Genomic DNA, 11,908 nt, shown 5'->3' with positions numbered 1-11,908 from the left:
GCGCCTTCGGGCGGCGTCCCCGGCGAGGGGCTGTCGTCGGTCGTCAGGCCGACCGCCGGCGGCGGCGCCTTGAGCCGCGAGAGCACGTCCTTCTTCGACTCGACGTCCCGCGACACGAGGTAAAGGACGATCGCCGCCACGACCATCAGCATGACCATCCCGAAACCGCTGATCCGATTGCGCATCCGTCCGCCCTCCGCCGCGCGCGGCCGCCGCGCCGCGCGGACGTTCGCCCGGCGCCGCGCGGGTCCGCGGCGCCGCTCGAGGCCAATCTACGTCCTCGGAACAGGAAAGGCCCCGCTCTCGCGTCTCTTCGCCGCATACCAAGCCCGCGGTCGCCGCCGCGGCGCCCGGCGCGGCCGCGCCGACTTTCGACGAAACGCGATTTTCCCGCGTTCGTCGGTGGACGCGGCGTCGTTGATTTGCTAATGAGGGGATGAAGTGGGGTCCGCGATGGTTTGGAACGGTTTGGAGGCGCCGAAGTTTGGCGCCGCGGGACGCGTTTCGCGTTGCCCGCAGGCGGGGCCGCCGTACAGTCACCGCAACGCCGAGGAGCGGCCGACGATGTCGGGCGAGGAGAGCTGGTTCGAGACGCAACTGACCGCCGCGCCCCAGCTGCGGTTCGGGCACAAGCTCGTCGACCAGCTCTTCGACGGTTTCTTCGTCCTCGACGCCCGGCTCAACGTCCTCCACTGGAACCGCGGGGCGGAACGGCTCACCGGCTTCGCGGCGACCGACGTCGTCGGGCGCTCGTGCGACGGCGACCTGGCGCTGCACCGCGACGAGGACGGGCGGCCGCTGGCCGGGCGCCTGAGCCCCGCCGCCACGGCCCTCGCCGACGGCAAGCCGCAGGTCGCGCGCCTCTTCCTGCGCCGCGCGGACGGCTCGCTCGCGCCCGTCATTGTCCGGGCGATGCCGCTCGAAGGCCCGGACGGCGGGTTCGCCGGGGTCGTGGAGAGCCTGATCGACGACGCCGAGAACCACGCGCTGCGCAGCGAGGTGGCCAAGCTGGCGCGGGTCGCGACGACCGACGCGCTGACCGCGCTGCCGAACCGCCGCGGCTTCGACGACCTGCTCGAGAAGGCCTCCGTGCGCTGCGACCGCTACGGCTGCCCGTTCGGCCTCGCGCTGATGGACCTCGACCACTTCAAGGACATCAACGACCAGTTCGGCCACGGCGCCGGCGACCAGCTGCTTCAGGCGGTCGCGCGGGCGCTCTCCTTCGTGCGGCGGCGCGACGAGACGGTCGGCCGCTGGGGCGGCGAGGAGTTCGCCGTGCTGATCCAGCCCGTCGCCGGGCGGCTCGAGCTCGCCGCGGCCGTCGAGCGGCTGCGGACGATCGTCCCGCGGGCGCGGATCGTCGCCGGCGAGGACCTCGTCCACGTCACCGCCAGCGCCGGCGCGGCGCTCGCCCGCCCCGGCGAGCGGCTGGAGAACCTCTGGTCGCGCGTGGACCGCCTGCTCTACCAGAGCAAGCGCGAGGGGCGCGACCGCCTGGCCCTCGAGGACGACGCGGGCTGACCGCGGTCCGCCGCGGGCCGCGCTTCCGCCCGAGCCGGCCGCGCTTCGGCCCGAGCCGGCCGCCTTCTCCGTTTCCGCCGATCGGGCTTTCCGAGCGGGCGCCTTAGGCCGAGGCGCGCTCCTCTTTCGCAGTACGATTCTCCTCCGGCGCCGCGCAGGCGCCCGAGGACGATCGCGATGAATCCTCCGGAGCGGCTTCCGAACGAAGCGAACCTCGACTACGCCGAAGACCTCTACGCCCGCTTCCTCCGCGACCCCGAGTCGGTCCCCGCCGACTGGCGCCGCTACTTCGAATCGCTCGAGCCGTACGGCCCCGCGGGCGCCGCGCTCGGCCCGAGCTTCCATCCCGCCACCGTCTTCCACCCGACGCGCGACCAGTGCCGCGTCTGCGCCGTGCTGCGCCGCGAGACGGACGTCGCGGCGCGGCAGGACCGCGTGGACCAGCTCGTCCGCGCCTACCGCGTCCGCGGCCACCTCGCCGCCGCGCTCGACCCGCTCGGGCTGCCGCGCGCGCCCCACCCCGAACTCGATCCCGCCTACTACGGCCTGACCGAGGCCGACATGGGGCGGTTCGTCTCCGGGCGCACGATCGCCGGCACGAACGGCGCGACGACGCTGCGCGAGACGCTGGAGATTCTGCGCGAGACCTACACCCGGGCGATCGGCGTGCAGTTCATGCACATGGACGAGCTGCGGCCGAAGCTCTGGCTGCAGGAGCGGATGGAGGGGTCGCGCAACCGTCCCGAGCTCTCGCGCGGGGAGCAGCTGCGGCTGCTGACCAAGCTCACCGACGCCGTGATCTTCGAGGAGTTCCTGCAGCGCCGCTACGTCGGCGCGAAGCGCTTCTCGCTGGAGGGGGCGGAGAGCCTCGTGCCGCTGCTCGACCAGGCGATCGACCGCGCGGCGGCGCAGGGCGCGGAGCAGGTCGTGATCGGCATGGCCCACCGCGGGCGGATCAACGTCCTCGCCAACATCGTCGGCAAGAGCGCGCGGCGGATCTTCGCCGAGTTCGACGACAAGGACCCGGAGCTCCACATCGGCGGCGGCGACGTCAAGTACCACCTCGGCCACTCCGGCGACGTGCGGACCGCCTCCGGCCGCGACGTCCACGTCTCGCTCTGCTTCAACCCGAGCCACCTCGAGTTCGTCGGGCCGGTCGCCCTCGGCCGCGCGCGGGCCAAGCAGGACCTCGCCGGCGACGCGGCGCGCGAGCGCGTCCTTTCGATCGTCGTCCACGGCGACGCGGCGTTCGCCGGGCAGGGCGTGGTGCAGGAGACGCTCAACATGAGCGGCCTCGCCGGCTACGCCGTCGGCGGCGCGCTGCACATCGTGGTGGACAACCAGATCGGCTTCACGACCTCGCCGGACGAAGGGCGCACGACGACCTACGCCACCGACGTCGCGCGGATGCTGCAGAGCCCGATCTTCCACGTCAACGGCGAGGACCCCGAGGCGGTGACGCAGGCGGTGCGGCTGGCGCTCGACTTCCGCCGCGCCTTCCGCCGCGACGTCGTGATCGACATGTACTGCTACCGCCGCTACGGCCACAACGAGGGGGACGAGCCGGAGTTCACGCAGCCGGTGATGTACGCCGCGATCAAGGCCCGCAAGTCGGTGCGCGAGGGGTACCTCGAGCACCTGCTGCGGCTCGGCGGCGTGACGGCGGAGGAGGCGGAGCGGATCGCGGTCGAGCGGCGCGAGGCGCTGGAGCGGGAGCTCTCGGTCGCGCGCGCGCCGGAGTACCACGCGCCGCTCGACACGCTCGCCGGGACGTGGGCGGGGTTCCTCGGCGGACCGGACGCCGAGGCGCCGGAGGTCGAGACCGGCGTGCCGCGCGCGCGCCTCGCCGCGGCGCTGGAGCGGCTCGCCGCGACGCCGGAGGGGTTCGAGCCGCACCCGAAGATCAAGCGGCTTCTCGCCGCGCGGCGCGAGATGGCCGAGGGGAAGCGCCCGCTCGACTGGGCGACGGCCGAGGCGCTCGCCTTCGCCACGCTCGCCGAGGACGGCGCGCCGATCCGCCTCTCCGGGCAGGACTCGGCGCGCGGCACCTTCAGCCAGCGGCACGCGGTGCTCCACGACGTCCGCGACGGCCGCCCCTACTGCGCGCTCGCCGCCGGGGCGCCCCGCGAGGCGCCGATCGAGATCCGCAACAGCCCGCTCTCCGAGGTCGGCGTGCTCGGCTTCGAGTACGGCTACAGCATGGAGACGCCGCGCGCGCTGACGCTGTGGGAGGCCCAGTTCGGCGACTTCTGCAACGCCGCGCAGGTGATCGTGGACCAGTTCATCGTCAGCGCCGAGGACAAGTGGGGGCGGCTCTCCGGCCTGACGCTGCTCCTGCCGCACGGCTTCGAGGGGCAGGGGCCCGAGCACTCCTCGGCGCGGCTGGAGCGGTTCCTCGCGCTCTGCGCCGAGGACAACATCCAGGTCGCGCAGCCCTCGACCCCCGCGCAGTACTTCCATCTGCTGCGGCGCCAGGTGCGCCGCCGCTGGCGCAAGCCGCTGATCGTGATGACGCCGAAGAGCCTGCTGCGCCTGCCGGAGTGCGTCTCCTCGCTCGACGATCTGGCGCGGGGCGGCTTCCGCCGCGTGGTCCCCGACGCCGGCGGCCGGCCGGCGAAGGAGTGGACGAAGGCGCTGCTCTGCTCGGGGCGGATCTACTACGACCTGCTGCGGGAGCGGGAGGCGCGGCGGCGGCCCGACGTCGGGATCGTGCGGGTCGAGCAGTACTACCCGCTGCGCGCGGAGGAGCTGACCGGCGCGCTGGCCGGGCTGCGCAAGGGAACCCCGGCGGCGTGGGTGCAGGACGAGCCGTTGAACATGGGGGCGTGGCTGCACGTGAAGAACCGCTTCGGCGACGCGCTCGGCCTGCGCGCGCCGCTGGGCGTCGTGGCCCGCGCCGAGTCGGCCAGCCCGGCGACCGGCTCCGCGGGAAGCCACAAGCTCGAGCAGCGCGGGCTGCTCGACCGCGCCTTCGCGTGAGCCGCGGGCGCGCGCCGCGCCGCGATCCGGCGCCGCGTCGCGATCCCGCGCCGGCGGCGTTCCGCGGCGGCGCGCACGCCGCGTCGCGGGAGCGTTCCCGCGCGCCGGAATTGAAGGCATCATTACGCTTCGGCGCGTCCGCCGCGGGCGCGCCGCCCTGCCGAGGAGAGGCCCCGCCATGTCGGTCGAACTGAAGGTTCCGTCGTTCGGCGAGTCGATCACCGAGGCGCTGGTCGCGCGCTGGCTGCGCCGCGAGGGAGAGTTCGTGGCGCGCGACGAGCCGCTCGTCGTGCTGGAGACCGACAAGGTCACGCAGGAGATTCCCGCCCCGGCTTCGGGGCGGCTCGGGCCGCTCCTCGCCGCGGAGGGGGCGACCGTCGCGGTCGGCGCCGCGCTGGCGACGATCGACGAGACGGCCGTCGCGCCGGAGGCGAAGGCCGAGCCCGCCGCGCCGCCGACGCGCGGCGAGGCGGCGAAGCCGGCCGCGCCCGGGCCGGAGGCCTCGTCCGCGGCGAAGGCGGCGGCGCCGCGCGCGCCGAAGCCGGCGCCGGCCTCGATCGTGACGCAGCCGACGGCGATCGTGCCGGTCCCGCCCCCCGAGCCGCCGCGCGTGATGCCGGCCGCGGAGCGGGCGATGGCCGAGTTCGGCGTGGACGTGCGCGACCTGCGCGGCACCGGTCCCGGCGGCCGGATCCTCAAGGAGGACGTCGTCGCCGCGGCGGACCTGCGCGCGGCGGCCACCGAGCCGCCCGTGCCGCCGTCGCGGGACGCGGAACTGGCCGCGATCGCCCGCGCCGAGGCCTCGCCGCGGCAGGAGGAGCTCGTGCCGATGTCGCCGCTGCGGCGGAAGATCGCCGAGCGGCTCGTCGTCGCGCAGCGCGAGGCGGCGCTGCTCACGACGTTCAACGAGGTGGACATGTCGGCGGTCGCCGCGCTGCGCGCCGCGCAGCGCGAGCCGTTCGAGAAGCGCTACGGCGTCAAGCTCGGGCTGATGTCGTTCTTCGTGAAGGCGGCCGTGGACGCGTTGAAGCTCGTCCCGGCGGTCAACGCGCAGGTGCAGGGGGACGCCGTCCTTTATCGGAATTACTACGACGTCGGCGTCGCCGTCGGCGGCGGGCGCGGGCTGGTCGTGCCGGTCCTGCGCGACGCCGACCGGCTCAGCTTCGCCGAGATCGAGAAGGCGATCGCGGATTTCGCCTCGCGCGCGAAGGAGAACCGGCTCAAGCTGGAGGAGCTGCAGGGAGGGACGTTCACCATCAGCAACGGCGGCGTCTACGGCTCGATGCTCTCGACGCCGATCGTCAACCACCCGCAGAGCGGCGTCCTGGGGCTGCACGCCATTCAGGACCGCCCCGTGGCCCGCGAGGGGCAGGTGGTGGTGCGGCCGATGATGTACGTCGCGCTGACCTACGACCATCGGATCATCGACGGCCGCGAGGCGGTGACCTTCCTCAAGCGGATCAAGGAGTGCATCGAAAACCCGGCACGAATGTTGTTGGAGGTGTGACGTGTCCGTGCAGGAGCACGATCTTGTCGTTGTCGGCGCCGGCCCCGGCGGCTACGTGGCCGCCATCCGCGCCGCGCAGTTGGGAATGAACGTCGCCTGCGTCGAGCGCGAGGCGCGCCTCGGCGGCACTTGCCTGCGGATCGGCTGCATCCCGAGCAAGGCGCTGCTCGAGTCGAGCGAGAAGTACGCGGAGGCCCGCAAGGGCTTCCCGCGGCACGGGATCAAGCTCGGCGGCGAGGTCGGGCTCGACCTCGCGGCGATGATGAAGCGGAAGGACGACGTCGTCCTCGCCCTCACCAAGGGGGTCGAGGGGCTGTTCAAGAAGAACAACGTGACGCGCGTCGTCGGGCACGGCCGGCTGGCCGGGCCGGGGCGCGTCGTCGTCGAGGGGCCGGACGGGACGGTCGAGCTGGCGGCGAAGAACGTCGTGCTCGCGCCGGGGAGCGTCTCGGCGCCGCTGCGCGGGGTGGAGATCGACGGGAAGACCGTCGTGACGAGCACGGAGGCGCTCTCGTTCGACGCCGTGCCGGGACACCTCGCGGTGATCGGCGCGGGGGCGATCGGCCTGGAGCTCGGCACGGTCTGGCGCCGCCTCGGCGCGAAGGTCACGGTGCTCGAGTACTTCGACCGCATCGTGCCCGGCCTCGACCTCGAGATCGCCGTCGAGGCGCTGAAGATCTTCAAGCGGCAGGGGCTCGAGTTCCGCCTCGGCGCGCGCGTCCTCGCGGCGCGGGCGGACGGCGACGGCGCGGTCGTCGAGGCCGAGGGCGCGGAGCCGCTGCGCTGCGACAAGGTGCTCGTCGCCGTCGGCCGCATGCCGGCGACGAAGGACCTCGGGCTGGAGACGGTCGGGATCGCGACCGACGGCAAGGGACGGATCGAGATCGACGAGAAGTTCCGCACGAACGCCGCCGGCGTCTACGCCATCGGCGACGCGGTCCGCGGCGTCATGCTGGCCCACAAGGCGGAGGAGGAAGCGGTCGCCTGCGTCGAGGGGATCGCCGGCCAGTTCGGCCACGTGGACTACGACGCGATCCCGGCGATCGTCTACACCGATCCGGAGATCGCCTCGGTCGGCAAGACGGAAGAGGAGCTCAAGGCGGCCGGCGTCGAGTACAAGGTCGGCGCCTTCCCGTTCATCGCCAACGGCCGGGCGCGCGCGATCGGCGCGACCGACGGCAAGGCGAAGATCCTCGCCGACGCGCGCACCGACCGGATCCTCGGCGTCCACATCGTCGGAGCCCGCGCCGGCGACCTGATCGCCGAGGCGGCCACGGCGATGGCCTTCAAGGCCTCGGCCGAGGACGTCGCCCGCGCCTGCCACGCCCACCCGACGCTGAGCGAGGTGGTGAAGGAGGCGGCGCTCGGCGTCGCCGGACGCTCGATCCACATCTGACGAAGGGGACCGCGATGCGCGTGCTCGTCACCGGGGGGGCGGGGTACATCGGCAGCGTCGTTTCCGAGGAGCTGCTGCGGGACGGCCACGAGGTCGTGGTCCTGGACAACTTGGTCAAGGGACACCGCGCCGCCGTCCCGGGCGGCGCGGCGTTCGTCCAAGGGGACGTCGCCGACGGCGAGTTGGTGCGGCGCGTCGTCGGGGAGCGCGGCGTCGAGGCGGTCGTCCACATGGCGGCCTACTCGCTCGTCGGCGAGTCGGTGCAGGACCCGGCGAAGTACTACCGCAACAACCTGGTCGGCGGCCTCGCGCTGCTCGAGGCGCTCGTCGCGTCGGGGGTGAAGAAGATCGTCTTCTCCTCCAGCGCCGCGACCTACGGCGAGCCGGCCAGGCAGCCGATCGAGGAGACCGACCCGACGGCGCCGACGAATCCGTACGGCGCGACGAAGCTGGCCTTCGAGGGGGCGCTGCGCTGGTTCGGCGGGGCGCACGGGCTCGGCTGGGTCGCGCTGCGCTACTTCAACGCCGCCGGCGCGAGCCAGGAGCGCGGCGAGGACCACGATCCGGAATCGCACCTCATCCCGATCGTGCTCCAGGCGGCGCAGGGGAAGCGCGCGGCGGTGACGATCTTCGGCGACGACTACCCGACGCCGGACGGCACCTGCGTGCGCGACTACGTGCACGTCGTGGACCTCGCGCGGGCGCACATCCTCGCCCTCGACGCGTGCGCGCCGGAGGGGCGGATCTACAACCTCGGCTGCGGCGGCGCCGGCTACTCGGTGAAGGAGGTCGTGGACGTCGCGCGCGAGGTGACGGGGCGCGAGATCCCGACGAAGATCGGCCCGCGGCGCGCGGGCGACCCGGCGCGGCTCGTCGCCGGCGCGGACAAGATCAAGCGCGAGCTCGGCTGGAAGCCGCAGTGGCAGGAGCTGCACGGGATCGTCGCCTCGGCGTGGCGCTTCATGGAGCGGCGCCCCGACGGCTACGCGGAGTGACGCGATGAACCCGATCGACCAGGCGATGTCGGAGGCGGTGCGCGGGGCGTACCGCCGCGGGCAGGAAGAAGAGACGATGGAGCCGCTCTGCCGCGTGGACGACGCGGGGCAGCCGGTCGGGCGGATCCAGGACGGCGACTTCGTGGTCTTCTACGACATCCGCGGCGAGCGCGAGGTCGAGCTGACCGAGGCGTTCGTGCGGCCGCGCGGCGTCGGCTTCCCGGTCGATCCGGAGCTCGCGGTCAACTTCGCGACGATGATCGAGTACGACGCGAAGCTGCCGGTGAAGGTCGCCTTCCCGCCGGAGCGGCGGCTCAAGGGCACGCTCGTCGAGGCGGTCTCGCGCGCCGGACGGCGCGTGGTGAAGGTGACCGAGACGGAGAAGGCGATCCACCTCGCCTACTTCCTCAACGGCAAGCAGGACGTCGCCTTCCCCGGCGAGACGCGCGTCGCGCCCCCCTCGCCGCACGATCCGTTCTCCGAGCCGGAGATGCGCTCGGAGGAAATCGCCGACGCGCTGATCGCGGCGGTCGCCGATCCGGGGGCCGCGCTGGTCGTCGGCAACCTGCCGAACATGGACGTCGTCGGCCACGGCGAGGACAAGGCGGCGATCCTGCGCGCGATCGCGGCGGTGGACCGCGCGGTCGGGCGGATCCTCGCCGTCTGCCGGCGGGCCGGCGTGACGGCGCTCGTCACGGCCGACCACGGCTCGGTCGAGCACTGGCTCTACCCGGAAGGGACGATCGACACCGGCCACACGACGAGCCCGGTGCCGTTCGTCTACGCGCCGCCCGACGGCTCGCGCCTGAAGCTGCGCCGCGGCGGAAGCCTCGTGGACGTCGCGCCGACGGCGCTGCAGCTGCTGGGGATCGATCCGCCGGCGGAGATGACGGGGCGCCCGCTGTTCGTCGAGGCGCCGCCGCGCGATCCGGCGCGGCGGGTGCTGCTGCTCGTCTGCGACGGCTGGGGGCTCGCCGAGCCGGGGCCGGGCAATCTCCTCTCGCAGGCCGAGGCGCCGCATCTGCGGGCGCTGCTCGCCGAGCGCTCGTGGACCGAGCTCGCGGCATCGGGGCTTGCTGTCGGGCTGCCGGAAGGGACCGTCGGCAACTCCGAGGCCGGGCATCTGCACATCGGCGCGGGACGGGTCGTTTCGTCCGACCGGGTGCGGATCGCGCGGGCGATCGAGGACGGCTCGTTCTACGAGAACGAGGCGTTCCGCTGGGCGGTCGAGGGGGCGAAGCGGGAGCGGACGCGGCTCCACCTGCTGGGGATCGTGTCGTTCTTCTCCTCGCACGGTTCGATCGAGCACCTCTTCGCGCTGCTCGAACTGGCGCGGCGCGCCGGCGCGGAGAACGTCTTCGTGCACGGCTTGCTCGGCCGGCGCGGCGAGCGTCCGGAGTCGGGGGCGCACTACGTCGGCGAGATCGAGCGGAAGACGGCGGAGCTGGGGGTGGGGCGGTTGGTGTCGGTGATCGGGCGTCACTGGGCGCTCGACCGCGAGCGGAACTGGGATCGGGTGGAGCGGACGTATCGGCTGCTCGTGGACGGCGTGGGGCGGCCCGTTCACTGAGGGTTCGCTGGGCGCAAGGCCCGCGGGTTCCGGGGCGTCGCGGTGGGTCGGCGGCGACGTGTTGCGGTGATCGGCGACGGCCGTAGGGGAGGCTGGCGCGCCACGATGATCGTTGGACCGCGGATGATTCCTCCGCGCCTGCCTCCCGAGGTGCAACGCGCTCAACGTTGCCTTTCGTCGTGAAAGGCAGGATTGCGCGGAAATCGGGTCGGGCGGCAGGCGCGATGCGGCGCCGTCGCTCCGACGTTCGTCGTGGCGCGCCAGCCGCCCCTACAGCGCGGGACGGAGGTCGAGGAGAACGTCGATGCCGTCGGCGCCGCGCAGCGCGAGATGGGCGGGCGCGGTCGGCAGGGGGAAGGCGGCGCGGCCCGCGGCGTCGGCGGCGACGACGATCGGGGGCGCGAACGGCGCGTGCAACTCGAGCGGAACGCCGGGCGCGGCGGCGCCGTCCGAGGTCGTCGTCTGCGCGGTCAGCACGTCGATGCCCGCGATGCGGCCGACGGCGAGCGCGACGGTCAGCGTGCCGAAGCGCCAGCGCGGCTCTTGATCGTCCGCAACGCGGCGCGGTTCTTCCTGCGGGAGCGCGGACTCGTCGTCCGCGGGGCGTTCTTCGCGTTCGAGGCGCGGGCCGGACGCGTCGGCGACGATGCGGGCGCGCGCGGCGCCGCGGGCGGGGCGGCGCGCGGCGAAGGTCGCGCGGACGGCGGCGACGAGCGCGTCGTCGTCCCCCGCGGGAACGCGCGCGGCGGCGGCGCAGGCCGGACAGGTCTCGAGGTGGGCCTTGATCGCCGAGGCGCGGCGGCGGTCGATCGCGTTCGTCGCCGCGGCGGCGGCGTCGTCGGGATGGACGTGCGGCGGCGCGGCGTCCGCGGGGCGGGGAAGGACGAGGCCGCGCAGCGCGGCCGCGGCGCGCGTCGCGTCGGCGAGGGCGCGGTGGATCGGCCGCGCGTCGCTGCAGGCCCGCAGCCCGCGGCAGCCGTTCGCGAACAACGAGTCGAACGCCTCGGCCGCGGCCTCGACCCGCAGGGCGCGCCCGGAGTCAGGCGCCGCGGATGCGCCGACTCCCTCGCCGGGGCCCGCCGCGTCGCGCCGCGGCGCCCGCTCGGCGCGGCCGAGGACCGCGCGGACGAAGCGGGCGTGGCGACGCGCGAATTCCGCCGCGGCGTCGGCGTCCCCGTCCATGATTTCCGAAAGCAGTCGCCTGTCGGCCACGCTCGTGCCCTTTCCGCGCCGATTGTCCCACGCGCGCGGTTGACGGGCCGCCGCCGCAATATCAGGATAACGGTATCCGAATAAGGAACGTCCAGATGAGCGAACAGGAAACGAGGAAGTCCCGCGGCGCCGTCGAGCCGGCGACCGCCCAGCCGCTGGCCTCGCTGCTCGACGTCGTCCCCGGCGCGATCGTCAGCCGCACGATCCACAACGCCGACGGCGGCACGCTGACCTTCTTCGCCTTCGACGAAGGGCAGTCGCTGAGCGAGCACACGTCGCCCTACAACGCGTTCGTGCAGGTCGTCGAAGGGGCGGTCGATCTGCGGATCGGCGGCAAGCCGGTCGCCGCGCGCGCGGGCGACTTCGTGCTGATGCCGGCCAACGTGCCGCACGCCCTCGTCGCCGCCGCGCCGCTCAAGATGCTGCTGACGATGTACCGCTGAGCGTCAGCGCTCGGCGGGCTTCGGCGGGAACTGCTCGGCGCGGCGCAGCGCGAGCGTCGCGTCCACGGTGAACAGCGCCAGCGCGGCCCAGATCAGGCCGAAGGCGATCCGCCGCTCCGGCGGGAACGGCTCGGCGAAGAGGAAGACGCCGAGCAGGAACTGCAGCGTCGGCGAGAGGTACTGCAGGAAGCCGAGCGTCGTCAGCCGCAGCCGCCGCGCCGCCTCGACGAACCAGATCAGCGGCAGCGCGGTGACGACGCCGCTCGACATCAGGAGCAGGTCGAA

Annotated in this window: 10 protein-coding genes; 7 read left to right on the top strand and 3 right to left on the bottom strand. The window is 73.8% G+C overall.

What is annotated here, in order from left to right:
• Positions 1-185: hypothetical protein (locus LLG88_04980; GenBank protein ID MCE5246261.1), on the bottom strand; the 185-nt coding region annotated here is incomplete at its 3' end.
• A 379-nt stretch (positions 186-564) separates the two neighbouring features.
• On the opposite strand from LLG88_04980, the gene LLG88_04975 reads away from it, so the two are divergent.
• The 6 genes from LLG88_04975 to LLG88_04950 all read left to right on the top strand — a co-directional run bounded on the left by LLG88_04975 (position 565) and on the right by LLG88_04950 (position 9,968).
• The gene (locus tag LLG88_04975) at positions 565-1,521 is read left to right on the top strand and encodes a sensor domain-containing diguanylate cyclase (GenBank protein ID MCE5246260.1); all 957 of its coding nucleotides are present in this window, start codon (positions 565-567) and stop codon (positions 1,519-1,521) included.
• Positions 1,522-1,698: 177 nt separating this feature from the next.
• Positions 1,699-4,500 carry a 2-oxoglutarate dehydrogenase E1 component gene (locus LLG88_04970; protein ID MCE5246259.1) on the top strand — a complete coding sequence of 934 codons (2,802 nt, stop codon included), beginning with the start codon at positions 1,699-1,701 and terminating at the stop codon, positions 4,498-4,500.
• A 178-nt stretch (positions 4,501-4,678) separates the two neighbouring features.
• Positions 4,679-6,007, top strand: a complete 1,329-nt coding sequence (gene odhB, locus LLG88_04965) for a 2-oxoglutarate dehydrogenase complex dihydrolipoyllysine-residue succinyltransferase (protein ID MCE5246258.1) — start codon at positions 4,679-4,681, stop codon at positions 6,005-6,007.
• A 7-nt stretch (positions 6,008-6,014) separates the two neighbouring features.
• Positions 6,015-7,403 carry a dihydrolipoyl dehydrogenase gene (gene lpdA / locus LLG88_04960; GenBank protein ID MCE5246257.1) on the top strand — a complete coding sequence of 463 codons (1,389 nt, stop codon included), beginning with the start codon at positions 6,015-6,017 and terminating at the stop codon, positions 7,401-7,403.
• Between the two features lie 14 nt (positions 7,404-7,417).
• Positions 7,418-8,398, top strand: a complete 981-nt coding sequence (gene galE / locus LLG88_04955; GenBank protein MCE5246256.1) for a UDP-glucose 4-epimerase GalE — start codon at positions 7,418-7,420, stop codon at positions 8,396-8,398.
• 4 nt (positions 8,399-8,402) lie between these two features.
• Positions 8,403-9,968, top strand: a complete 1,566-nt coding sequence (locus tag LLG88_04950; protein ID MCE5246255.1) for an alkaline phosphatase family protein — start codon at positions 8,403-8,405, stop codon at positions 9,966-9,968.
• 270 nt (positions 9,969-10,238) lie between these two features.
• On the opposite strand, the gene LLG88_04945 is transcribed toward LLG88_04950, so the two are convergent.
• Positions 10,239-11,180 (bottom strand): hypothetical protein, encoded by a 942-nt coding sequence (locus LLG88_04945; GenBank protein MCE5246254.1) that lies wholly within the window; start codon positions 11,178-11,180, stop codon positions 10,239-10,241.
• A 95-nt stretch (positions 11,181-11,275) separates the two neighbouring features.
• On the opposite strand from LLG88_04945, the gene LLG88_04940 reads away from it, so the two are divergent.
• Positions 11,276-11,623, top strand: coding sequence for a cupin domain-containing protein (locus LLG88_04940; GenBank protein ID MCE5246253.1), 348 nt, complete (start codon positions 11,276-11,278; stop codon positions 11,621-11,623).
• 3 nt (positions 11,624-11,626) lie between these two features.
• On the opposite strand, the gene LLG88_04935 is transcribed toward LLG88_04940, so the two are convergent.
• The coding region (locus tag LLG88_04935) for an EamA family transporter RarD (GenBank protein MCE5246252.1) at positions 11,627-11,908 on the bottom strand (282 nt) is incomplete at its 5' end.

The sequence above is a fragment of the bacterium genome (assembly GCA_021372775.1).
Lineage (GTDB): Bacteria > Acidobacteriota > Polarisedimenticolia > J045 > J045 > JAJFTU01.
This window is presented reverse-complemented; position numbering and strand designations above follow the sequence as displayed.